The sequence below is a fragment of the Streptomyces sp. NPDC088746 genome, from assembly GCF_044751065.1.
Classification (GTDB): Bacteria; Actinomycetota; Actinomycetes; order Streptomycetales; family Streptomycetaceae; genus Streptomyces.
Window position 1 is genome coordinate 823,510 of record NZ_JBIVLA010000002.1, and the last position, 22,903, is coordinate 846,412.

General features: G+C 71.5%; 18 protein-coding genes. 7 read left to right on the forward strand and 11 right to left on the reverse strand.

Annotated elements, in window-relative coordinates; all coding sequences use genetic code 11:
* Positions 1–89 precede the first annotated feature (89 nt).
* The 3 genes from ACIP63_RS11330 to ACIP63_RS11340 all read right to left on the reverse strand — a co-directional run bounded on the left by ACIP63_RS11330 (position 90) and on the right by ACIP63_RS11340 (position 4,642).
* Entirely contained in the window at positions 90–293 is a 204-nt protein-coding gene (locus ACIP63_RS11330) for a hypothetical protein (RefSeq protein ID WP_401513741.1), read from the reverse strand.
* Positions 294–696: 403 nt separating this feature from the next.
* Positions 697–1,710 (reverse strand): MarR family transcriptional regulator, encoded by a 1,014-nt coding sequence (locus ACIP63_RS11335; protein WP_401513744.1) that lies wholly within the window; start codon positions 1,708–1,710, stop codon positions 697–699.
* A 346-nt stretch (positions 1,711–2,056) separates the two neighbouring features.
* Positions 2,057–4,642: a glycosyl hydrolase family 65 protein gene (locus ACIP63_RS11340; RefSeq protein ID WP_401513746.1), complete on the reverse strand. Its 2,586-nt coding sequence runs from the start codon at positions 4,640–4,642 to the stop codon at positions 2,057–2,059.
* A gap of 90 nt (positions 4,643–4,732) precedes the next feature.
* Between ACIP63_RS11340 and ACIP63_RS11345 the strand changes: the two genes are divergently transcribed.
* Positions 4,733–5,215 carry a cupin domain-containing protein gene (locus tag ACIP63_RS11345; RefSeq protein ID WP_401513749.1) on the forward strand — a complete coding sequence of 161 codons (483 nt, stop codon included), beginning with the start codon at positions 4,733–4,735 and terminating at the stop codon, positions 5,213–5,215.
* A gap of 61 nt (positions 5,216–5,276) precedes the next feature.
* Here ACIP63_RS11345 and ACIP63_RS11350 read toward each other — a convergent pair whose 3' ends face one another.
* On the reverse strand, positions 5,277–6,632 hold the full coding sequence (locus ACIP63_RS11350) for a glycoside hydrolase family 18 protein (protein ID WP_401513751.1): 1,356 nt from the start codon (positions 6,630–6,632) through the stop codon (positions 5,277–5,279).
* Positions 6,633–6,866: 234 nt separating this feature from the next.
* On the opposite strand from ACIP63_RS11350, the gene ACIP63_RS11355 reads away from it, so the two are divergent.
* The 6 genes from ACIP63_RS11355 to ACIP63_RS11380 all read left to right on the forward strand — a co-directional run bounded on the left by ACIP63_RS11355 (position 6,867) and on the right by ACIP63_RS11380 (position 13,784).
* Positions 6,867–7,619, forward strand: coding sequence for a GntR family transcriptional regulator (locus tag ACIP63_RS11355; RefSeq protein ID WP_401513754.1), 753 nt, complete (start codon positions 6,867–6,869; stop codon positions 7,617–7,619).
* A gap of 203 nt (positions 7,620–7,822) precedes the next feature.
* On the forward strand, positions 7,823–9,544 hold the full coding sequence (locus ACIP63_RS11360) for a purine-cytosine permease family protein (RefSeq protein ID WP_401513757.1): 1,722 nt from the start codon (positions 7,823–7,825) through the stop codon (positions 9,542–9,544).
* A gap of 196 nt (positions 9,545–9,740) precedes the next feature.
* On the forward strand, positions 9,741–9,941 hold the full coding sequence (locus ACIP63_RS11365) for an SPOR domain-containing protein (protein ID WP_401513759.1): 201 nt from the start codon (positions 9,741–9,743) through the stop codon (positions 9,939–9,941).
* Between the two features lie 52 nt (positions 9,942–9,993).
* On the forward strand, positions 9,994–10,398 hold the full coding sequence (locus tag ACIP63_RS11370) for a (deoxy)nucleoside triphosphate pyrophosphohydrolase (RefSeq protein WP_401513762.1): 405 nt from the start codon (positions 9,994–9,996) through the stop codon (positions 10,396–10,398).
* A 181-nt stretch (positions 10,399–10,579) separates the two neighbouring features.
* Positions 10,580–11,017, forward strand: a complete 438-nt coding sequence (locus ACIP63_RS11375) for an ATP-binding protein (RefSeq protein WP_401513764.1) — start codon at positions 10,580–10,582, stop codon at positions 11,015–11,017.
* A 193-nt stretch (positions 11,018–11,210) separates the two neighbouring features.
* Positions 11,211–13,784 (forward strand): SpoIIE family protein phosphatase, encoded by a 2,574-nt coding sequence (locus ACIP63_RS11380; RefSeq protein WP_401515071.1) that lies wholly within the window; start codon positions 11,211–11,213, stop codon positions 13,782–13,784.
* 24 nt (positions 13,785–13,808) lie between these two features.
* Here the strand turns inward: ACIP63_RS11380 and ACIP63_RS11385 are convergent, their stop codons facing one another.
* From ACIP63_RS11385 to ACIP63_RS11415, 7 genes are all read right to left on the reverse strand, one after another.
* Positions 13,809–14,522, reverse strand: coding sequence for a PspA/IM30 family protein (locus ACIP63_RS11385; protein ID WP_401513767.1), 714 nt, complete (start codon positions 14,520–14,522; stop codon positions 13,809–13,811).
* Positions 14,523–14,616: 94 nt separating this feature from the next.
* On the reverse strand, positions 14,617–16,713 hold the full coding sequence (locus ACIP63_RS11390; RefSeq protein WP_401515073.1) for a TPM domain-containing protein: 2,097 nt from the start codon (positions 16,711–16,713) through the stop codon (positions 14,617–14,619).
* Positions 16,714–16,794: 81 nt separating this feature from the next.
* Positions 16,795–18,261, reverse strand: a complete 1,467-nt coding sequence (locus ACIP63_RS11395; RefSeq protein WP_401515076.1) for a glucoamylase family protein — start codon at positions 18,259–18,261, stop codon at positions 16,795–16,797.
* Positions 18,262–18,446: 185 nt separating this feature from the next.
* The gene (locus tag ACIP63_RS11400; RefSeq protein ID WP_401513769.1) at positions 18,447–19,649 is read right to left on the reverse strand and encodes a glycoside hydrolase family 1 protein; all 1,203 of its coding nucleotides are present in this window, start codon (positions 19,647–19,649) and stop codon (positions 18,447–18,449) included.
* 81 nt (positions 19,650–19,730) lie between these two features.
* A complete protein-coding gene (locus tag ACIP63_RS11405) occupies positions 19,731–20,579 on the reverse strand; it encodes a carbohydrate ABC transporter permease (protein ID WP_401515079.1) in 849 nt (282 codons plus the stop codon).
* A gap of 26 nt (positions 20,580–20,605) precedes the next feature.
* Positions 20,606–21,586: a carbohydrate ABC transporter permease gene (locus ACIP63_RS11410; RefSeq protein WP_401513771.1), complete on the reverse strand. Its 981-nt coding sequence runs from the start codon at positions 21,584–21,586 to the stop codon at positions 20,606–20,608.
* A 2-nt stretch (positions 21,587–21,588) separates the two neighbouring features.
* Positions 21,589–22,836, reverse strand: a complete 1,248-nt coding sequence (locus ACIP63_RS11415; protein ID WP_401513774.1) for a sugar ABC transporter substrate-binding protein — start codon at positions 22,834–22,836, stop codon at positions 21,589–21,591.
* Between the last annotated feature and the right edge of the window lie 67 nt (positions 22,837–22,903).

The window sequence follows — 22,903 nt, forward strand, 5'->3', positions numbered from 1 at the left end:
CGTGGGTTCGGATGCGTGTCGGTCGCGGCCCAACGGCCCCTATGCCCCGCGGCCTGGCCGGCATCGGGGCATACGGGCTCGGCGTCGGCTCAGGCCGACAGCGTGGCGGCGGAGCCGAGCCCGGCGACGCCCAGTCCGTCGGCGCCGAGGACGCCCGAGAATCCGGCGGAGAGCGACGAGAGCGGCGTCTGGAGGGAGACCTCGCCGGCCAGACCGGCGGAGACGCCACCGGACACGCCGTCCAGGTCCGCGTCGGCGATTTCCTGGGTCTGTATCTGGGGGGCGGAGCTCATGAGGTGAATTCCTTTCACGTTGTTCCGAATGGCCGGGCCGACCCCGTCAGGAATGCGGGCCCTTGCCGATTGCACGGTTGTGGGGCTCCCGTGGTGTGGAGGATGAAAGCACGTGAGCGCGTTGCGGGGCCACCGTCCTGTGGCCCCTGGAGCTGCCCTTTCGACACCGAAACGCCGTGACAGTCACATCGGTTCATGGACCGGTACGATTTCTTCACTTGATCGATCGACGGACTTTCCGTCAGTCAATTCTTTGATACGCCATGAAGAGGACATTCTTCGCGACGGGTGCGTGTGGCTCACTCCCTGCGGGGGAAGTCGCCGGAGGCCGGGGATCACCTGCGTGCGCCGTGTGCAGATCCGCCGCAGACGGCCCGGCGCCCGGCGTCCTTCAGCAGGCGCGTCACGGCATCCTGAGGCTTTCGCGCAGTGTGCTCATGTGGGCCTCGATGCTGTGTCCGGGGGCCGGTCCGGCGGGGGCGGGGTCCGCCCCGGGAGGGGTCCGGCGGCAGGGGCGGCAGAGGCCGTCCGGGAGTGCTGCGGCCGGGCCTGGGCGACCGCACGAGGCGCACTCCACCAGGAGGCGGCGTACGGGAGCGGCCGTTTCCGGGGTGGCGGGGAGCAGGGGCGGGAGTTTGTCGATGAGGCGGCGGCGTACGAGGCCGACGGGTGAGGCCACGTGGTCCGGCAGGCCCGAGGTGAGGGCGCCGGTGAAGTGGTCCGTGCTCACGCCGTGGGTGAACCATGCGGCGGCCAGCTGTTCCAGAGCCGCGCAGTCGGCGGCCGAGAGGGCCAGGCGGGCGTCGGTCCGGCCGAGCCCGGCCAGGGCGAGGTAGGCGGGGGAGGGCGTGCCGGCCGGTTCCGGCACGGGCGTCCGCTGCTGCGGTACGGCGGGGGCGGCGGGCGCGGCCGGTACCTCTGGCGCCTGCGGGGCCTGCGGGGCCTGCGGGGCCTGCGGGGCCTGCGGTACCTCCGGGGCCTGCGGGACTGCTTCCGGGGCGGCCTGGTCGCACTCGGCCTCTGTGTGAAGGTGCTTGGTCCACCACTCGTTGTCGCGGGCGGTGCGGGACCAGTACGTGAGGGTGACCCAGCGCTGCTGGCCGAGCGATTCGACGCGGCAGCGTACGTGGCGGAGGTGCCCGGCGACGGAGAGGGCGCGCAGGGCGGTGCCGATCGCCATCTGGCCGTACGGCGGGAGGTCCTTGGCGAGCGACTTGATGTCCATCGCCGCGCCGTCGGGGAGACGGTCGACGTATCCGGCGATGTACCGCTCACGCTCCGGCAGGAACGCGAAGTCGTCAGGGTGCGTCGGGCTGTGGTCCGAGGCGGAACGCTTGCCGTAGCCGCGCGGCGCCCTGGTGTACGGGCGGGACGGTGCGGGCGCGCGAAGGGCGGAGTTAGGGTGCTGGGTAGCCACGGGATCGGGTCCTTGTCGATCTTGGGGTCAGGCCCCGGCCGGTGCGCTAACACCGTGTCGGGGCCGATTCGTCGGTGGCACCGTAAGCAGCCGCCACTCTGCGCCGCAAGTCGGTCACGATTAGTCATACTTGCTGGCCGTGACGGGTAAGGGAGGGTGGGGAGGTTTTCCAAAACCCTTCTTTTCCCACCCGGTTGAACGACATCGCTCGAATCCCGGCCCTCGGAACCCGGCGCCCGTGTCCCGGAGCTTGAGCGCCGGGCCCGGACACTTCGCGGTACCCCCGAATGGGCGAACAGCCCGTCCCGGCGCTCGACCCCCGGGACACGAGGCCCGAGCGACGGGCCTATTCGCCTGCCGTGGCGGTCAGTTCGGCCACCCCCGTCGGCTTCTCCGCGTCGGCCGAGCGGACGGTGAGCCTGACCTGGCGGGCCGTGGCGCCCGGTTCGTACGGGCGCCAGGTGCGGCCGTCCAGGGAGGTCTCCAGGGCGTGGGAGGCCGGTGCGGTGTCCGTCCAGCGGGGGGTGAGCGAGGCGAGCCGTGTCACGTGGCGCAGCTGCACCGTCAGCGTGCCCGTCGCGCCGTCCGGGGACCAGGAGGTCGACGGGCTGCCGTCCACCGCCGCCTCCGCGTACAGGCCGGGGGCCTCCGAGGTGGCCGTCGCCGGGCGGCAGCGGGCCGCGTCGGACGTCGGGGCGAGGTCGGGGCGGCGGGTGGGGAGCGTGAGGGTGCCCGAGAGGCGGCGCGGACCGGCCGGGGTGTGGACCGTGAAGGGCTCGCCGTCCGTCAGCCGGACCGTGGTCGTCCGGGGGCCGACGGCGATGTCGTACGTACGGCCCCGGTAGCGCAGCCCGGTCAGCTCCACGCCCTCACGGAGCTGCGGGGGCAGGAGCGGGTCGAGGCGTACGCCGTCCTCGCGGAGCCTGAGGCCGGTCAGGCCGTGCGTGAAGACCTGGAGGAAGCCGCCCTTCCCGGTGAGGAAGTCCTCGGCGGGGAAGCCCGAGAGCGGGTCCTCGGCCCCCGACTTCTCGCCCCGCGCCTCGGAGAAGAGGTTGTAGGGGCCCCGGACGAACGGGCGTACGGCGCGCCGGAGATACGTGTACGTGGCGCAGCCGGGCTCCCCGATCGCAGCGGCGTCGATCGCGTGCACCGAGTCGGTCATCGCCGGGCCGTCGGGGTCGGTGCGGGCGGCGTAGTGGTCGAGGGTCGCGGCGGCGGCGCCCTCCTCCATCGGCCACTCCAGCGGGTAGACCAGCAGCACCGTGTCGGCCTGCTTGATCGTGGAGCCGTTGTAGCCGGCGTACTGGAGGAAGAGCTTCCGCTCGGCGTCGTACGGGATGCGTAGGCCGTCGGCGACCCGGGTCCAGCCGGCGGGGGCCTCGTGGCCGAGGAGCTCTGCGGCGCGGGTGGCGTTGCGCAGGGCGGTGGCGGCGACCGCGTTGGTGAAGACGCCGTCCGTGACGCCGTTGCTGTACTCGTCGGGACCGGCGACGTTCTTCACCGAGTAGCTGCCGTCGGGGTTGGCCGTGGCGCGCGACTGCCAGAAGTCGGCGATGCCCTTCAGCAGCGGCCAGCCCCGGCCGGCGAGCCAGGCGCGGTCACCGGTGGCCAGGTAGTACTGCCAGACGGCGAGCGAGATGTCGCCCTGGAGGTGGTTCTGCGTGAGGCAGTGCGGCGGGTCCCAGCTCTGGCACTCGGAGTCCAGACGTCCCTTGCTCGCGCTCGTCCACGGGTAGAACAGCCCTGCGTGGCCCAGCTTCGCGGCGTTCGCGCGGGCGGCGCCGCGGGTGCGGTAGCGGTACTCGACGACCGAGCGGGCCAGGTCGGGGCGGGTGGCGAGCAGCCCCGGATACATCCAGGTCTCCGCGTCCCAGAACACCATGCCCGCGTAGTTGTCGCTGGTCAGCCCGGCCGGGGCGATGCTGTCCGAGGAGCCGGGCCGGGTGTTGGCGAGGAGCCCGTACTGCGCGGCCCGCAGCCAGGCCTGGAGGTCCGGGCTGCCCGGCGTCCTGACGTCCGAGGCCCAGGCCCGGCGCCAGGCCGCCGCGTTGGAGGCGAGGACCCGTGACCAGCCGCGCCGGGCCGCACGGTCCGCCGCCGCCCCGGCCGAGGCGAGCGGGATGCGGGAGGTGAGCGAGGTGTCGACGCCGACGTACTTCTCGAAGGTGTACGACCGGCCGGCCCTCACCCGGGCCGTGCGGGCGCCGTCGGTGCCCCGCTGGGCGATCGCCCCCGACGTGCCCGTGCCCAGCGTGCGGAACGTGCCGTCGTCCGCGACCGTGACCCGGCGCGCCCCGCGCTCGTCCAGCCGGCCCGTCACCGTGGCGGTGCCGCTCCAGCGCGGGGTCATCCGCAGGCGTACGGCGCCGGTGTGCACGTCGGAGCGGTCGGCCAGCACCTCGTAGGTCAGGTCGGTCGCGCGGCCGTCGGCCGTGGTCCACCGCAGGGAGGTAACCACGACGCCGCAGCGCAGGTGGAGGGTCTGACGGTAGCGGGAGACGCGGCCGGCGGGGGTGGCGGAGCCGTACGTCTCGGAGCCGACGCGCACGTCGAGCGTGGTCCAGGACGGCAGTGCGGCGATCACCTCACGGCCCTCGGCGAGGCTCTTGTCGCGGGCGTAGAGCCCGGAGACGAAGGCCCCGTCGTACCGTGGGGTGTAGAGGGGCCAGCCCGTCTTCCCGCCCGTGGCGGCGTATCCGGCGCCGGTGGCGGGCACGCGGTGGCCCAGGTAGCCGTTGCCGACATAGGGGTCGTATCCCGCGGCCTCGCCGAAGGCGGTGGACGTCGGCGCCCACGAGGCGTCGGGGTGCGTGCCCGTGCTGCCGCACACCGGATCCTGGGCGGACCCGGTGGCGTGCGAGAGCGGCGGCAGGGGGAGGACCAACGCGCCCGCGACGACCGGCGCGAGAAGAGAGATGCGCTTGAGGCTCACCCCACGAAGGTAGGGAAGACGACGCCGCCGGTGCGGTACCGGCGCGCGGGACGAGCGGACCGGTCCACGACCGGAGGCAGGGAGAGCGGCATGTCCTATCCGGAACCCGTCTACACGGACGGCGCGGGCGAGATCAGCGCGACGTACCGTCCGGCCGACACCGCCCCGAATCTGCTGACGCGCGGCGGCGGATCCACCCACTACCTGGCCACGACGGAGTCGACGCACGGAGAATTCGGGCTGTACCGGATCAACATGGGCCCCAGGGCGGGCGGCCCGGCCGAGCACTTCCACCGGTCGATCTCCGAGTCGTTCTTCATCCTCGACGGGACGGTGCGGATCTACGACGGCGAGCGCTGGGTCGACGCCACTCAGGGCGACTTCCTGTACGTGCCCCAGGGCGGCCTGCACGCCTTCCGCAACGACTCCGAGGAACCCGCTTCCATGCTGCTGCTCTTCACGCCGGGTGCGCCCCGCGAGGAGTACTTCGAGAAGGTCGGGCAGGTCTCCGACTGGCCCGAGAAGCAGCGGGCGGAGTTCTTCTTCAAGCACGACACGTACTGGACGGACTGATTCCAGGCGCGGGGACCGTGCGGGGGCGGCCACGCCCCCGCACGGTCACATCGGCCGCCGGTCAGCGACGGCGCAGTCCCCGGTCGACCGCGGTGATCAGCTCGCCGTCGTCCGTGTCCCCGTCCAGCGACCAGAACATCGCGCCGCCGAGACCCCGGTCGCGGATGTACGAGGACTTGGCGCGCAGCACCTGCGGATCGTCGTACGTCCACAGGGTGGTGCCGTCGAACAGCCAGGCATGGCCGTCGCGGGTGTCCCGGTGCACCGCGAACCGCCCGGATTCAGCCAGTTTCCTGAGTGCCTTGTAGTCCTCGTAGCCGGCGGCGTACGTGGCGGGCGCGGGCGCCGTCGCGGGCTGTCCGAGGCCGTCCCCGCCCCCGGTGACGCCCGTCCATCCCTGACCGTAGAACGGCATGCCCATCACGAGCTTGCGGGCGGGAGCGCCACGCTTGATCCAGTCGCGGACCGTCCCGTCGACGCTGAAGTCGCCCTTGGCGTACAGCGCGGACTGCTGTGCGGTCGTCGTCTCGCCCGAGACGTGGAAGTCGTAGCCCTGGAGGTTGACGAAGTCGAAGTCCCGCATGATGCGCGGCACGTCGAAGCCCGCGTCGATCTTGGCGGGAGCGGTGGGGACGAAGGCGGACAGCTCGTAGTGCTTCGGCTTCGCCTTGCCCTTCCGGTTGCTCTTGGCGTAGGCGTCGAGCTGTGTCCGGAACTCGTGCACCAGGGCTGTGAAGTTCTTCTTGTCCTCGGGGCGGTACACCGTATCCGTGTCGCCGTCCGAGCCGGGCCACTCCCAGTCGAGGTCGATGCCGTCGAAGAGGCCGGCGGCGGCTCCCTCGCCGCCGCGGGCGCCGTCCACGGGCAGATCGCCCTTGATGTACAGGTCGAGGCAGGAGGAGACGAGCGCCTTGCGGGACGCGGCGGTGCGGGCCGCGTCCGAGAAGTGCGTGGACCAGCTCCAGCCGCCCAGGGAGATCATCACCTTGAGGCCGGGGTGCGCGGCCTTGAGCTCGCGCAGCTGGTTGAAGTTGCCCGCGAGGGCCTGCGTGTCGGTGTCGGCGACGCCGTCGACCGACCCGGCGGCGTCCAGCGGACGGGCGTAGTCCGCCCAGGCGTCGGCCTCGCCGGGCACGTTGCCGGTGAAGCACCGGCCTTCGGCGCTGACGTTGCCGAAGGCGTAGTTGATGTGCGTGAGCTTGGCCGCCGTGCCACTGGTGTCCAGGTCCTTGACCTGGAAGTCGCGTCCGTAGACGCCCCATTGGGTGAAGTAGCCGACGGTGCGGTACGCGCGGTCGTGGTGGTCCGTGCCCCGGTCGTGGCCGGGCCCGCCGGCGGTGGCCGCGGGGGCGAGGCCTGTCAGCAGGGTCAGGGCGCAGGCGGCGGTGGTCAGTCCGGTCAGGGTTCTTCGGCGCATGGGGCTCGTTCCTGTGCGTGGTCCGGGAAGGGCTGGAGCCGTGCTGTGCACAGGAAGGTATTGGTCTGGACCAAAAACGGTCAAGGGTCCGGGGCATGCCGGACGCGCGCCTGGCCCGGGTATGCGCAGGTGGGCAGGGAATCATCACTTCGAGTGAAACCCTGGCCTGTGCTTGCGGTACTCAACCCACGGTTGCAACGCTGTTGCTGTCTGTCAACCTGTTGGGAGTGGCCTGTGCCTTTCGGTGAGCAGCCCGCCTATCTGCGCGTGGCGAGCGATCTCAGGGAGAAGATCGTCAACGGCGCGCTGCCGCCCCATACCCGCCTGCCGTCGCAGGCCCGCATCCGTGAGGAGTACGGCGTCTCGGACACCGTGGCGCTGGAGGCACGCAAGGTGCTGATGGCCGAGGGGCTCGTCGAGGGACGCTCGGGCTCCGGCACGTATGTGCGCGCGCGTCCGGTCCCGCGCCCGATCGCCCGCTCCGGCTACCGGTCGGGGGCCGGGGCCAGTCCGTTCCGTCAGGAGCAGACGGCGGAAGGGGCGCGGGGGACCTGGGAGTCCCGCAGCGAGCAGGAGGGGGCGAGCGCCGAGATCGCCGAGCGGCTCGGGATCGAGCCGGGCGACCGCGTGATGCGCACGAGGTACGTCTTCCGGGAGGCGGGCGAGCCGATGATGCTGTCCACCTCCTGGGAGCCCCTGGCCGTCACGGGGCGCACGCCGGTGATGCTGCCGGAGGAGGGCCCGCTGGGCGGCTGCGGTGTCGTCGACCGCATGGCGGCGATCGACGTCGTCGTGGACAACGTGGCGGAGGAGGTCGGCGCGCGCCCCGGGCTCGCGGAGGAGCTCCTGGCGCTCGGCGGGGTGCCGGGCCATGTCGTGATGGTGATCGGGAGGACGTACTACGCCTCGGGGCTGGCGGTCGAGACGGCCGATGTGGTCGTCCCCGCCGACCGCTACAGGATTGCCTACCATCTGCCGGTCAAGTAGCCGCCGGGGCGCGTGGGGTGACAGGTGGGACGGCTGTGGTGACCGCTGGGAGCGACAGCTTGTCCGCGCCGGTTGACGCGGAGTTAACGAACCCGCGCCGCACGTAACCGGCGGGCAACCGTCCCCCGCGCCCCCTTGTCATGTCCAAGTCCTAACTTCCCGTTCGTCACCCGCACACCGGACCGACGAACGGGAAGTCACCGATGACGGACATCGCAACGCCCACGGCGGGCGAGGCGCCGCGACAGGAGCCGCAGGAAGGCCCCCGGCCGCCCCGGCGCAGCTACGCGAAGCTCGCGGCCGACGAGAGCCGCGAGGACTACTCCCTCCGCTACGCGCCGCACTCCTTCCGGCGCTGGTCGCCCTCGACGGTCGCGGGGACGGCGCTCGGCGGCATCGCGTATCTGGCCGACTTCGCGATCGGCGCGTCGATCGTCTTCACGTACGGCTTCACCAGCGGGCTCGCGTCGATCCTGGCCGCGGCGGCGATCATCTTCCTCACCGGCATCCCGATCGCCCGGGCGTGCGCGAAGTACGGCCTGGACATGGACCTGGTGACCCGCGGGGCGGGCTTCGGCTACTTCGGCTCGACGCTGACCTCGCTGATCTACGCGTCCTTCACCTTCATCTTCTTCGCGCTCGAAGGCTCGATCATGGCGCAGGCCATGCACCAGGCCGTCGGGCTCCCCGTCGAGGCCGGCTATCTGATCACCACGCTGATCGTCATCCCCATCGTGTTCCGGGGCATGGGCGCGCTGGCCAAGGTGCAGGCCTGGACCCAGCCGGTCTGGATCATCGGCATGGTGCTCCCCTTCGTGGTGCTCGCCGTCGAAGCCCCCGGCTCCTGGGGCGCGTTCAGCTCCTTCACGGGGACGGAGGGGGCGGAGCCGGGCTTCTCCTGGATCGCCTTCGGACTCGGCACGGGCGTCGCCCTCTCGCTCATCGCCCAGATCGGTGAACAGGCCGACTACCTGCGCTTCATGCCGGCCAAGACCGCCGAGAACAAGCGCCGGTGGAACCTCGCCGTCCTCGCGGCCGGCCCCGGCTGGGTCGTCATCGGAGCCGCGAAGCAGCTCGGGGGCGCCTTCCTCGCCTTCGTCGCGCTGGAGGCGGTCGGCAAGACGCACGCGCTGGAGCCGATCGCCCCGCAGATCGAGGCGCTGAAGCCGTGGCTCGGCTCGTTCGCGCTCCCGGCCGCCGCCCTCTTCGTGATCGTCTCCCAGATCAAGATCAACGTGACCAACGCCTACAGCGGCTCGCTGTCCTGGTCGAACTTCTTCTCCCGGATCACGCACAAGCACCCGGGCCGGGTCTGGTACATCTTCCTCAACCTCGCCATCGCGCTGACGCTGATGGAGATGAACATGTTCGCGGCCCTCAACAAGCTGCTGGGCTTCTACTCCAACGTGGGCATCGCCTGGATCGCGGCCGTCGCCGCCGACCTGGTCATCAACAAGAGGATCGGGCTGAGCCCCCGTTACATCGAGTTCAAGCGGGCCTACCTGTACGCGGTCAACCCCGCCGGCTTCGGGGCGATGGTGATCGCGTCGACCGTCTCGATCCTCGCCTTCTTCGGTCTGTTCGGCAGGTACGCCGAGGCCTTCTCGACCTTCATCGCGGCCGGACTGTCGCTGGTCCTCTGCCCGTTGATCGCGTGGCTGACGAAGGGGAAGTACTACCTGGCCCGGCCGAACCCGGTGAACGGCCCGGACGTCGACATCGCCGACATCACCGCCACGCACACCTGCGCGGTGTGCGAAACCGCCTACGAGCTCCCGGACATCGCCGACTGCCCGGTCCGGTCGGGGCCGATCTGCTCCCTGTGCTGCTCGTTGGACGAGGAGTGCGGAGACGTCTGCCGCAAGGAATCCGCGGCCGGCCCCGTGCTGATGCCGGTGCCGGTCGTGCGGACACCCGCCGGCTGATGCCGTAGAGGCACCGGCTCGTGGCCGGTAGGGGGCGCATTCGGGGGAGTGCGCCCCCTTTGGTATGGCCGGATGCGTGTCTCTTTGTGTAAACACGCATCCGCTGAGTGAAGGTCAGGCGTACGCTCGGGCATATGCGTACTGCGGTTTCCTGGGGATCCTTAGACACGTGCACGCCGGTGGGGAGAGGGGCGGGATGCAGGGGAGGGACGTCATGACTGACAGCGGTGCCGTGCTCCCCTGGCTGGTGATCAGACAGGACGACAACGGCAACAGATACCGCGTCGGGCGTTATGCGACGCAGGACGAGGCCCAGAAGATCGCCGACGGCCTGGACCGTCATGGACACAAGCAGCTCTACTGGGTCGAGCGAACGAGCCGGAGCGCACGCCCTTAGGCCCTGACCCGGCGCCACCGGCGGGAGAGGGCCACCGGTTACGCTCCCGCACATGAGTGATTCCGTGGTGGTGGCCGGGGCCGTCTGCGACGGCGGGCGGCTCCTGGCGGCCCGCCGCAGCGCCCCGCCGGAGCTGGCCGGACGCTGGGAGCTGCCGGGCGGCAAGCTGGAGCGCGGCGAGAGCGGCGAGCAGGCACTCGTACGGGAACTCCGCGAGGAGCTCGGCGTGGAGGCGGAGCCCCTGGAGCGCATCCCGGGGGAGTGGCCGCTGAAGCCCGGCCTCGTGCTCCAGGTGTGGACGGTGCGGCTGCTGTCGGGCGAGCCCACCCCGCTGGAGGACCACGACGAGCTGCGCTGGCTCGCGCCGGAGGAGACGGACAGCGTCGACTGGCTGGACCAGGACCGCCCCGCCGTGGCCGAAGCCGTACGCCGACTGCGGGAGGCCACGCGGGCCTGAGCGGCGCGGCCGCGAGCCCCTGGCCCGTGAGGGCTGCGCCCCGTTGCAGGCTGCCGGTCGGCAGTGCGATGTACACCCGTACGCCCCATAGAGCAGCAGCTGCGATAGGTTGCGTCGAATATCGGGTATGTGCCGATTATGCCCTTTGAAGAGGGCGCGCCCCCGCTGCCGGCTCTGGGAAGTGATCGGCGTGACCGATACCGAAGGCGATTCTGCCGAGTGGAGCTTTCCGGCGGTGCCGGGCTCCGTGCGCAGCGCCAGGCATGCGGTCCGTGACGCACTGCACCAGTGGGGGTTCGACGCGGCGGTCGGGGACGTCGCCGTGCTCCTCGTCAGCGAACTCGTGACCAATTCCCTGCGCTACGCCTCGGGCCCCATCGGCGTCCGGCTGAGGTGGCCGCATCCCGACGGTGAGGCGCCCGACGCAGGTGCCGAGGGGCGGGGTCTGCTGGTGGAAGTCTCCGATCCGGTTCCGGATCCGCCCACCGAACGCACGGCCGGACCCGAGGACGAGGGCGGTCGCGGACTGCAGCTCGTGGCTTGTTCCGCGCGCCGCTGGGGAACCCGGCGCGGGAAAAGTGGCAAGACCGTGTGGTTCGAGCTCGCTCTGCCTGGTTAGGAGTGGGGAGGGACGCACAGCGATCACCGGAGGTCGGGCAGAACCTGGCTGAAAGGGACTGAGACCGTGCTGTGATCGTGAACGCCGTGCCGGTGAGGGCCGTAGTGCTGAATACTGCGGGCAGGACCGGTCCGGTGTGTGAGCTGGAGGGGACGGTCGCGTGAGCGAGATACCTGGAACGGCGGGCGACGTCATGTGGCAGAGCAGCCCGCCCGGCTCGATCTATGACTACATCAGGGTCGCATCGTTCTCGATCGGGCCCGACGGGCTGATCGAGCAGTGGAGCCGGCGGGCCGCCGGTCTCTTCGGCATGGCCTCCGACGAGGTGGTGGGCAAGGACCCGGTCGAGGCCTTCATGCCCGCCGAGCTGCGCCCGGACGCCCACAGGCGGGTCGCCGAGATCCTGGACGGCAAGGAGTGGACGGGCGTCGTCCCGTTCCGGATCCCGGGTGAGAACGGGGTCGGCGGACTTGCCGAGATCTATGTCATGCCGAGCGAGACGGGGGCCGGTGAGCGCGCCGCGCTCTGCATCGTGGTCGACGTCCGGGCGCTGCGGCGCATCGAGACGGACCTCGCCGCCTCGCAGGCGATATTCGGCCAATCTCCCTTCGGCTTCGTCCTCTTCGGTACGGACTTCACCGTCGTACGCGCCAACAAGCGGTTCGCCACCGTCTTCGGCGGCGAGGCCGACGACCACCGCGGCCGCACGGTGGACGACTACCTGACCCGCCCGGAGGCCGAGCGCCTCTCCAGCACGCTCAAGCGGGTCCTGGAGACCGGCGACGCCGTCACCGACCTCCAGCTCGTCGGCACCCCGCCCGGCACCACGGGCAGGCGCCACTGGTCCATGAACCTCTACCGGGTGCACAGCGGCGCCGGGCGTCCCGTGGGCATCGCCGGACTCGCCACCGACGTCACGCAACGGCACATCGCCGCCCGCGAGGCCGCCAGCGCCCGCCGCAATCTCGCCCTGCTCAACGAGGCCAGCGCCCGCATCGGCAACTCCCTCGACCTGGAGACCACAGCCCGGGAACTGCTGGACGTCGCGGTGCCCGTCTTCTGCGACCTCGCCTCCGTCGACCTTTACCAAGGGCTGCTCACCGGCGAGGAGGCCTCGCCCGCCAGCTGGGGCAGGCACCAGGAGTCCGGCACCGGCTCCGCGGAGCTGCGCCGGGTCGCCCAGGCCAGCGCCGTCTCCGACGCCCTCCCCGGAACCTTCTCCGGCGTGGGCGGAGGGGTGGAGGCCGCCGGGGACACGGTGCCGCCCGCCCTCGGTTCGGTCCACCGCTACCCGTTCCACTCGCCCTGTGCCGTCGCCCTGCGCACCGGCCGCGTCGAGGCCGTGCCCGGCGACGAACGCGGCTTCGTCCACTCCACCCTCGCCGTGCCGATGGTCGCGCACGACGTCGTCGTGGGCCTCGTCCAGTTCTCCCGTACCAAGGGCAGCGAGCCCTTCGGCGAGCGGGACCGGGCGCTGGCCACCGAGCTCGCCGCCCGCGCGGCCGTCTGTATCGACAACGCCCGCCTCTACCGCCGGGAGCACGAGCGGGCGCTCATCCTCCAGCGCAGCCTGCTCCCGCCGGGCGACCCCGAGGCGGCGGGCCTGGACATCGCCTGCCGCTACCTTCCGGGCAACACGGCCACGGAGGTCGGCGGCGACTGGTTCGACGTGATCGAGCTCCCCGGTCACCGCACGGCCCTCGTCGTCGGCGACGTGATGGGCCGTGGACTGCGGGCGGCCGTCGCCATGGGTGAACTCCGCACCGCCGTACGCACGCTGGCGCTTCTGGACCTGGAGCCCGCCGAGGTCCTCTCCGCCCTGGACGAGGTCGCCCGGGGTCTCGGCACCCCGGGAGGCGGCGAGCGGAGCGAAGGCTTCGGCGCGGGCGGCGGCGCCCAGTGGCCCTCGCGGGCCGCCCACAAGTCACGCGAGGCAGACCTCTCCGAGGTGTATCTGGCGACCTGCGTGTACGCGGTGTACGACCCGGTCACCCGGCGGTGCACCTTCGCCAACGCCGGTCACCTCCCCCCGGTGGTGGCCGAGCCGGGCGAGCCCGCCCTCCTGCTCGACGTGCCCCCGGGCATGCCGCTCGGCGTCGGCGGCGAGCCCTTCGAGGAGGTCGAGGTGGAGCTCAAGGAGGGCGCCCTCCTCGCCCTGTACACCGACGGGCTCGTCGAGTCGCGCGACCACCCGCTCGACGAGGGCCTCGACGCCTTCCGGCACGCCCTCGCCGAACCGTCGCAGCCCCTCGAGGACGTCTGCGACCACGTGCTGACGACCCTCGACACCCGGCACGGCGAGGACGACATCGCCCTGCTGATGGCCCGCATCCAGGGGCTCGCCCCGGACGCGGTGGGCGACTGGCGGCTTCCGCGGGAGCTCCGCTCGGTCGCCCGCGCCCGTGAGCTGGCCCGCACGCAGCTCGTCAGCTGGGGCCTGGACGACCTGGTGGACACCACCGAACTGCTCGTCAGCGAACTCGTCACCAACGCCCTGCGCTACGGCGAGGGAGAGATCCGGCTCAGACTGCTCCGCGACCGCACGCTCGTCTGCGAGGTGTGGGACTCGGGCCTCGTCCAGCCGCGCCGCCGGCGCGCCCGCGACACCGACGAGGGCGGGCGCGGGCTGCAGCTCGTCGGGCTGCTCAGCGCGGCCTGGGGATCGCGGCGCACCCCGCGCGGCAAGACGGTCTGGTTCGAACTGGCGCTGCCCGACGGGGAGCCCGCCGCCGAACTCTCCGTGGAGCAGCTGCTGAGCATGTACTGACGGGGCCGGCCGGCGCGGTCCAGGTCAGGAAGCGGACTTCAGGGCGGCGAGCCGGGCCTCGATCTCCGCACTGTCCCCGAGGCCGTCCAGCTGCTCGAACTGGGCGTCCAGGGACGACGCGGCGAGTTCCTGCTTGCCCACCGCCCTCGCCTCCTCGCGCCGCACCTTGTCCTCGAAGCGGCCGAGCTCGCTCGTCGGGTCCATGACGTCGATGCTCTTGACGGCGTCCATCATCCGGTTCTGCGCCTGGGCGGACGCGGCGCGCGCGACCAGCTCGTCGCGCTTGGACTTCAGCTGGGTCAGCTTGTTCTTCATCTGGTCGAGACCCGACTTCAGCTTGTCCACCACCACCGTCTGCGAGGCGATCGTCGGCTCGGCCGTCTTCGCCTCCTGCTCCGACTGGAGCTGCCTGCCCAGTGCCACCTTGGCGAGGTTGTCGAACTTGTCGGCGTCCACCCCCGCTCCCGCGGCCCGCAGCTCGTCGGCCTTCCTGCTGGCGGCGAGCGCCTTCTGGCCCCACTCCCTGGCCGAGTCGACATCCTCCCGGTGGTCCTCCTCCAGCAGCCTCAGGTTGCCGATGGTGGCGGCCACCGCCTGCTCGGCCTCCGCGATGTTGTTCGTGTAGTCGCGGATCAGCTGGTCCAGCATCTTCTGCGGATCCTCCGCCTGGTCGATCAGGGCGTTGATGTTGGCCCGCGCCAGCTGAGTGACGCGGCCGAGGACGGTCTGCTTGGTCATGGCACCTCTCCTTGTGCGAGATCTCTTCGTACGAAAGCCGGTGGGCGTATGGAAGCCGGTGGGGCGTACGGAAGCCCGTCGGGGTGTGGCGCGGTCAGAAGCGGCCTCCGCCGCCCCGCCGCCCACGGGTCCCCCCGCCGCCGAAGCTGCCCGGCCCGCCGCCGAACCCGCCCCCGGAACCACCGAACCCGCCCCCGAAGCCGCCGCCGAACCCTCCGCCCCGCCCGCCGAGCAGCCCGCCGAGGAGGATGCCGCCGAGCACGGCACCGCCCGTCCCGCCTCCACCGCGCGGACCGCCGAAGCCGCCCCCGTCGCCGTAGCCGCGTACGTCCTGCTCGGCCAGGCTCCGCGCCTGCGCGGCCAGCGCGTCCGCCTGCTGCGCCTCGGCCAGGGCGGCCTGCGGGTCGCCCCCCTCCGACAGCACCCGGGCCCTCTCCCACCGTCGCTGGGCCTCCGCCAGCCGGGTGCGTGCCTGGCTGCCGACCGCGCCCCGGTTGGTGGTGATGTAGTCCGCGGCGGCACCGATCGCCGCCCGCGCGGTGAGCATCGCCTGGTCGAGCAGCGAACGGGCGCGCCGGGTGCCGTGCTCCTGCTCGCGGGCTCCGGCCAGCGCCTCGTCCAGCGCGGCGTCCGCCTCCTCCACCCTGCGCAGCGCGTCGACCGGGTCGTACGGGCCGGAGCCGATCTCCGCCCTCACATCGCCGGCCACCGCCTCGGCGCGGGCCACCCGGCCCCGCAGATCCGCGGTCGGCACACCCTCAGGCGTGCCGTCCAGCAGCCCCCTGGCGTCCGCCAGGTCCGTCTCCGTCTCGGTGAGCGCGCCCGGCAGCTTGTCTGCGGCCTCGGCCAGCTCCCCGGCCCGCCGGTCCACCGCGTCCACGAGGGTGGCCACCTGCTTGATCGCGCCTTCCGCCGCACGGACGTACACCGCGGCGCGGGAGTTGTCCTCGCTGTCCACGGCCTGGCGCGCCTGGTTGAGGGTGGAGGTGACGAAGACCAGCCGGTCCTGGGCCTGTTCGACGTCCCCGGCGGCGGGAGCGGTCGCGGACTCGGCGTACCGCTCCCGCATCGTGCCGAGGGCCGTCTCCGCGGCGGAGACGCGGGCGACCAGGTCGCGGTAGGCGGTCTCGGCGGTGGCCACGGCCTGCGGGGCGGTCTGTTCGAGGGAGCGCAGCCGGTCGAAGTCCTCGGACATGGCGTCCAGGCGTCCGTCCGCGTCCGCGCAGCGGCTGATGATCTCGTCGAGCATGCGGCGCCGTGTCGCGTCGTCCTCGGGGAAGGCGTCGTCCAGCTGCTGCCGCAGCCGGAAGGCCGCCGTCAGCTCGTCCTTGGCGTACCGGACCGCCTCGGCGAAGGGGGCCGCGGCCTCCTCGCCGAACTGGGCCGTGGCGAAGCCGAGCTCCTCCTCGCTGGTGCGCACGGCGTCGTCCGTGTCGACCAGGTCCTCCTTCGCCCGCGCGTCCAGGTCCGGCAGGGGGACCGGCGGTTCGGCCGCCGCCCCGGCCTCGCCGCCCCAGCCGCCCGCCGCCGGCGTCGTCCGGGTCTTCGTACGCCGTCTGCGGCGGGTGAGGGCGAAGGCCGCGACGGCGCACACGACGACGAGTACGGCCACGGGCACGATCAGGTTCGCCGAGGCACCGCTGCCGGAGTCACCCCCGGGATCGGCGGCGCCCGGCGTGATGGCGGGGGCCGGTACGGGGTCGCCGGCGAGCACCGCGGCGTAGCCGTCGGCGGCGCCGATCGCGGCTCCGGCCCAGTCGTTCTGCCGGAGCGCCGGCTCGATCGCCGTGTTCGCCACGTCCCGGAGCTGCGCGTCGGTGAGGCGTGATCCCTGGTCGACGGAGTAGGCGTACTGCCGGTCGTGCGTGGCCACGGCCAGCAGCACGTCCTCCTGGCCCAGGCCGTTGCGGTTCGCGGTCTCGTCGGTCCAGGTCTGGGCGTCCCGGCCGGAGAAGTCACGGACGTACGCCACGAACAGCTGCACCCGCTGCTCTTCGAACAAACGGTCGAGGGAGGCCTCGACCTGCCGCTCCCGGTCGCCGAGCGCGTCCACCGTGTCGGTGATCTGCCCGTCGCGGGACAGGGGCACGGGGTCCTCGGCCCGGGCTCCCGGAGCACCCGGCAGGGCGGTCCAGAGCACCGCCACCAGGGCGGCGACGAGGACCCTGCCGGGTATCGAAAGCCGGGACATCCCGGTACGGATCGCAGGCGGCGTCACATTTGGGAGGCTATGTCCGCCCCCTGCCGCCCGCGACCCGGCGCCGAGATCCGGTCAGATGCTGAAGCGCTCCGCGGCGAGCAGCGGGCGCACCCGCGTCCGGAAGCCGCCGGACCGGAACGGCCCCTGGAGCAGTCCGGGCCTCAGGGCCTGGGCCAGCGCCGCGATGATCATGCCCTGGTCCAGTGCCAGCATGAAGTCGCTGACCCGGCCGGTGCCCACGTTGACCGAGTCCCGGAAGCCGTAGCCCTCGTGGTACGCGCCGAAGTCGCGGTCCAGTGCCCGGAGGTTGTCCACCGCCTCCCGGCGGGCGTACGGCAGCGCGAGGAACGAGGCGTGCGGGGTGACCACGCCGTTGGTGAACGCCGACGGGTCCGGCAGCGGCGCGCCGTCCGTGGTGTACGTCCGGTCCGTGTTGGACGCGTAACCGTCGGCCTGCATGCCCAGCGCGTCGACGCCGTACTCCTGGTAACCGCCCTCGGGGACGTTCGCGGGGGAGAAGCCCCAGTAGCCGTACTCCGCCTCCTTGAGGCCGTGCTCGATCTGGCTGCGGACGTACCGCTGGTGGGTGCGGCCCCAGGACCGTGGCGACCACTCCGGCTCGGGTACGAAGAGCGGCACCATCAGCGCCTCGAACATCGAGCCGCCCCAGGTGGGGACCAGCTTCCGTCCGCCGTGGGTGTAGTGCCCCTGCCAGACCCGCACACCGTCCATCACGGCGTACGCGCCGCCCGGACGCTGCTCCTGCTCGTGCTCGGGCAGCATCGTGCGCATCAGGTGCCAGTAGTGGCCGGACGGCAGGGAGCCGTCCGCGATGCCGAGGTAACTCGCCATGCGCGGCTCGGTGTTGAGGGCGCCGTAATGGTGGGCCGTGGGCTCCTCGGTGTCGGTCCAGAAGCCGCCGCGCAGCTGTCCGGGGCCGGTCACGGGGTCGGACGGGTCGTACGGCGTGTAGTAGTACGACCAGTCGGCGGTGGAGAGGATCCGCTCGATACGGGGCCGGAGCGACGGTGCCGCGTCGGCGGCGATCCGCAGTCCGGTGACCAGCCAGGCGTTGTCCACCGAGGAGAGGAAAGGCCGGACGGGGTCCCCGGTGCCGGGCCACTCCGTCAGCACGGAACCGTCGTGGGCGTCGTACCAGTTGAGCCAGAAGCCGTGGTGGCGCTCCAGCTTCTCGACGGCGGCGACGGTCCGCTCCAGCGCCCGCAGCATCGCGGCCCCGCCGATCACGCCGAGCCCGCCGGCCGCCACCACCGACCAGAGGCCGCAGCCGATGTCGGTGGGCGAGGTCTGGCGCGAGACCACGGGCGTCGAACCGCTGACGTCGATCGTGTCGGCGGTGAGACCGAAACCGGTCGTCATCGCCTCGACCGAGCGGTACGTGTCGCGGAACCAGGTCAGGAGCTGCTCGGATCCGGATCGGTCCGCCGGTGCGGCGACGGCGTGCGGGGCGGTGAGGGCACCGGCCGACAGGGCGGCGGCCCCTGCCCCGGCGGCGGTGAGAAAGGTGCGACGGTCCATCGGGTACCTCTCGGGAAGGGTCATCGACTGTCACGGTGCGCGGGCCCGGACGCGTCCGGGAGGGGGGGGCGGGGGAGCCGTCGCCGGTCAGGTGACGGCGGCTCCCCCGCCGGAGGGACCGCCGCGACGGTCCCTGTTCCGGGGCCGGCCCGGTGCACGCTCGGGGCGCCGGGCCGGGGCGGGTGTCAGCCGGCGGTGCGGGGCAGTTCGCGGGAGCGGCCGAGGGACCCCAGCCACTCGGCGGAGGGGCGGGCGGTCCGCTCGAACGTCTCCCGGTCCACGCCGATCAGGCCGAAGGTCGGGGTGAACGAGCCCCACTCGTAGTTGTCCAGGGCGCTCCAGGCCAGGTAGCCCTGGACGTTGAGCCCGTCCTCGATCGCGGAGGCCACCTCGTTGAGCGCGCCCGTGTAGTAGGCGACGCGGCGGGTGTCGTCGGAGGTGGCGATGCCGTTCTCCGTGACGATCAGCGGCATTCCGGCGCCGGCGACCTCGGCGGTGTGGCGCAGGGCGTGCCCGACGGCGGCCGGGTAGTACTCCCACTGCGTCAGCGTCCGCTCGACGTCACCGGACGCGGGGACCGGGCCGTCCGGGCCGATCTCCGTACGGGTGTAGGACTGGACGCCGATCCAGTCGTCGCCGCGGGCGGCCTCGATGAAGACGTCCTCGCGCGGGTGGCGGTAGGCGGCGGTGACGTCCTCGGCTCCCGGACGCGCCTGGTAGACCTGGTTGGCGATCGTCCAGCCGACCTGGATCCCCGCGTCGAGCGCCCGGACCTCCTTCACGGCCGCGTGGTGCGCGGCGATGACCGCCTCGGTGGTCTCGTCGTCCGGGGTGGGCAGTCCGGCGGGCGGGAAGCCGATGTCGCCGCGCTTCGCCTGGCCCGCCATCACGGCGATCATGTTCGGCTCGTTGATGGTGCAGACGTGGCTGACGCCTTCGGAGATCACCGGTGCACAGGCCGCGACGTACCGGGCGAAGAGCTCGACGGCGCCGTCCGCCGTCCAGCCTCCGCGCGCCTCGAACCACTGCGGCACGGTGAAGTGGTGGAGGGTGACCATCGGGCGCAGCCCGCGGGCGATGGCGCCCTCGACCATGCGCCGGTAGTGGGCCAGCTCCGCCCGGGAGAAACGGCCCTCCACGGGCTCGACGCGTGCCCACTCGACGGAGAAGCGGTAGTCGGTGAAGCCGAGGGACGCGAGCAGGTCCATGTCCTCGGGCCAGCGGTGGTAGCTGTCGCAGGCGTCGAGGCTGGGCTCCTGGATGTGCGTGCCGGCGGTGTGCTCCTTGACCCACCAGTCGCTGTTGGTGTTGTTGCCCTCGATCTGGTGGGCGGCCGTGGAGGCGCCCCAGAGGAAGCCGTCGGGGAACGGAACCGGGGTGTGCGTCATCGCGAAACGTCTTTCCTGTGCGTGAAGGGGAACGGGCCGGGGTGGGGTGCGGCCTCGTGCGTGTGCGGAGGGCGGGCCGGGCTACTTCATGCCGGCCGTGGCGATGCCCTGGGTGAAGTGCCGCTGAAGGGCGATGAAGAGGATCAGGACCGGCAGCACGACCAGGAAGGCTCCGGCCATCAGCATGCCGTTGGAGCCGCCCGCCTTGTTGGGGTCGGTCGCGAACGTGGCCAGGGCGACCGGGAGCGTGTACTTGTCCGGGTCGTTGGTCGCGATCAGCGGCCAGACGAAGTTGTTCCAGGAGCCGAGGAACGTGAAGATCGAAAGCGTCGCGAGAGCGGGCTTCACCAGCGGCATGACGATCCGCCAGAAGATGTACCACTCGCCGGCGCCGTCCATCCGGGCCGCCTCCAGCAGCTCGTCCGGGATCGACTGCATGAACTGCCGCATCAGGAAGACGCCGAACGCCCCCGCGGCGAAGGGCAGCACCAGACCGGCGTACGAGTCGATGAGCCGGAGCTTGCTCATCAGCACGAAGAGCGGCAGCAGCATCAGGTTTCCGGGCACCATCAGGGCACCGAGGACCACACCGAAGATCTTGTCGCGGCCGGCGAACCTCAGCTTGGCCAGGGCGTACCCGAGCATCGAGCAGAACACCAGGTTCGAGACGGTGACCAGCACCGCCACGATCACGGAGTTCATGAAGTAGAGCGGCAGGTCCAGCTTGTCCAGCAGCTCACGGAAGTTCGCCAGGGTCCACTCGGTCGGGATCCACACCGGGGGACTGGCCGAGAGGTCGCTCGTCGTCTTGAAGGACGAGAGGGCCATCCAGAGGAACGGCGCCGACATGATCAGCAGGCCCAGCGAGAGCAGGACGTAGACCAGGGGCCGCCCGAAGGCGCGGGACTTTCCGGTGGGCGCCGTCCGCACGGCACCGGGTGCTTGTTGGTGGACGGTCACTTCGTGTTGTCCTTCAGCAGTCGGAGCTGCAGCACCGTGATGCCCATGATCACCACGAAGAGCACGTACGCCATGGCGCTCGCGTAACCCATGTGGAAGAAGTTGAAGCCCTCGCGGTACATGTTCAGCGACACGGTCAGCGTGGAGTCGGAGGGGCCGCCCTGCGTCATCACGAACGGCTCCTCGAAGACGTTGAGGTACCCGATGGTCGTGATCACGGTGGCGTAGAGCAGCGTGGGCCGCAGCAGAGGCACCGTGATTCCGCGGAACTCCTGCCAGACCCCGGCGCCGTCGAGCCGTGCGGCCTCCCTGACCTCGGTCGGGATGGCCTGAAGGCCCGCGATGAAGAGCACCATGACCGTGCCCACGTTGCGCCAGACCGCCATCGCGATCATCGACGGCATGGCCAGAGTCTCGGAGCCGAGGAAGTCCGGTGCGGTGAGGCCCACTTCGGAGAAGAGGCCGGCGATGAGCCCGTCGCTCGGGTCCAGGACGAACCGCCAGACGACGGCGACGGCCACGATGGTGGTGACCACCGGGGCGTAGAAGCCGACCCGGAAGAAGGTCCGCGCCCGGTCGATGCCGTTGTTCAGCAGCACGGCGACGACCAGCCCGAGGGCGATCGTCAGCGGGACGCCCACCACGACGAAGTACGCCGTGTTGAAGAGCGACTTGAGGAACTTCTCGTCGCCGAACAGCTCGACGTAGTTCTCGAAGCCGATGAAGTTCGCTTCCCAGGGGCGGGTGACGTTGCGCAGCCCGAAGTCGGTGAAGCTCATCAGCAGCGTGGCGAGGATGGGGAACGCCATGAAGACGGTGAACAGGACGAGGAACGGGGTGGAGAACAGCCACCCTGCCGCGTTCTGTACGCCCATCTTCGGGCGCTTCGCCCGTCCCTGCCCGTCCCGGGGCGGCCGGGCCCCTGGGTCTTCTTTCACCTTGGCCGGCTGCGCGGCCCCTGCGGTCGTGGTGCCCATGGCTACTGCTTCACGAGGCCTTCGATCTCGGACTGCGCGGTCTTCAGCGCGTCCTCGGCGGAAGCCTTGCCCTGCGTCACCTTCGCGATCGCCTGGTCGACCTTGTCGGTGATCTCCGTCAGCCTGGCGGAGGACGGCGAGGACTTGGCGGTGTCCATCTGCTTCCTGAAGACCTGGAGGTTCGCGTCGTCGGCGAGCTTGCCGGAGTCCCAGGCGGCGGTGTTCGCGGGGAGGTCCTTGGTGCGCTCGTACCAGTCGGCCTGGCCGTCGGTGCCGGTGAGGTAGGTGATGAACTCCTCGGCGGCGGCCTTGTGCTCACTGTCCTTGGAGACCACCAGCGAGGAGCCGCCGGCCATGGAGGCGGAGGTCTTGTCCGCCGGGACGGGGGCCACCGCCCACTTGCCCTTGATCTGCGGCTGTCCCTCGTCCAGCAGGGTGACGTGCCAGGGGCCGCCGAAGAACATGGGGACCCGGCCGTTGCCGAAGTCCTTCACCACGTCGTAGCCCGGCTGCACGGACTTGTTGGAGAGCCCCTTGTCGAAGTACGAGCCGTACTCCTTCAGCGCCCTGACCGCCTCGGGGCTGTCGATGACCGCCTCGCCCTTGTCGTTGACGATCTCTCCGCCGGCGGAGTACAGGAAGGAGTAGAAGTTCTGCACCGTGTCCAGGCCGCTGGGCTGGATGGACAGGCCCCACTTGGTGCCGGCCTTCTTCTGGTAGGCGGTCGCCAGGTCCTGCATCTCCCGCCAGTCGGTGGGCGCCTGGTCGACGCCCGCCTTCTTCGCCAGGTCGGTGCGGTAGTAGAGGACGCGGGTGTCGACGTACCACGGCACGCCGTACGCGGTGCCGTCCACCTCGCCCTGGTTCCAGCCGGCCGGGAAGAAGTCCGCCTTGTCGAAGACCTTCGTGTCGACCGGCTCCAGGACGCCGAGCTCGGCGAACTCTCCCATGTAGCTGCCGCCCATCTGCGCCACGTCCGGCATGGTGCCCGCCGCGGCGGCGGAGACGAGCTTCTGGTGGGCGACGTCCCAGCCGACCGGGGTCACCTTGACGGTGACGTTGGGGTGGGACTTCTCGTACACCTCGGCCACCTCGGCGAGCTTCTCGCCCTCGGCCCCCATGGCCCAGACGGTGAGCGTCTGCTTCGCGTCCGCGGCGACGTCGGCGCCACCGGAGCCGCCGCACGCGGAGACGGAGAGAGCGAGCGACACGGCGATGGCGGCGGAGGCGGTTCTGGCGGTGCGGGACATGGAGGGCTCCTCCTCGAGCAATCCGAATGTATGCGCTGCCTGTAAGCGCATACATCACTCTGCGACA

Coding starts and splice junctions, on each gene's coding strand:
- ACIP63_RS11330 (WP_401513741.1), bottom strand. CDS start 293: ATGAGCTCCGCCCCCCAGATACAGACCCAGGAAATCGCCGACGCGGAC.
- ACIP63_RS11345 (WP_401513749.1), top strand. CDS start 4,733: ATGTCCTATCCGGAACCCGTCTACACGGACGGCGCGGGCGAGATCAGC.
- ACIP63_RS11350 (WP_401513751.1), bottom strand. CDS start 6,632: ATGCGCCGAAGAACCCTGACCGGACTGACCACCGCCGCCTGCGCCCTG.
- ACIP63_RS11360 (WP_401513757.1), top strand. CDS start 7,823: ATGACGGACATCGCAACGCCCACGGCGGGCGAGGCGCCGCGACAGGAG.
- ACIP63_RS11365 (WP_401513759.1), top strand. CDS start 9,741: ATGCAGGGGAGGGACGTCATGACTGACAGCGGTGCCGTGCTCCCCTGG.
- ACIP63_RS11370 (WP_401513762.1), top strand. CDS start 9,994: ATGAGTGATTCCGTGGTGGTGGCCGGGGCCGTCTGCGACGGCGGGCGG.
- ACIP63_RS11380 (WP_401515071.1), top strand. CDS start 11,211: ATGTGGCAGAGCAGCCCGCCCGGCTCGATCTATGACTACATCAGGGTC.
- ACIP63_RS11385 (WP_401513767.1), bottom strand. CDS start 14,522: ATGACCAAGCAGACCGTCCTCGGCCGCGTCACTCAGCTGGCGCGGGCC.
- ACIP63_RS11390 (WP_401515073.1), bottom strand. CDS start 16,713: ATGTCCCGGCTTTCGATACCCGGCAGGGTCCTCGTCGCCGCCCTGGTG.
- ACIP63_RS11395 (WP_401515076.1), bottom strand. CDS start 18,261: ATGGACCGTCGCACCTTTCTCACCGCCGCCGGGGCAGGGGCCGCCGCC.
- ACIP63_RS11400 (WP_401513769.1), bottom strand. CDS start 19,649: ATGACGCACACCCCGGTTCCGTTCCCCGACGGCTTCCTCTGGGGCGCC.
- ACIP63_RS11410 (WP_401513771.1), bottom strand. CDS start 21,586: ATGGGCACCACGACCGCAGGGGCCGCGCAGCCGGCCAAGGTGAAAGAA.
- ACIP63_RS11415 (WP_401513774.1), bottom strand. CDS start 22,836: ATGTCCCGCACCGCCAGAACCGCCTCCGCCGCCATCGCCGTGTCGCTC.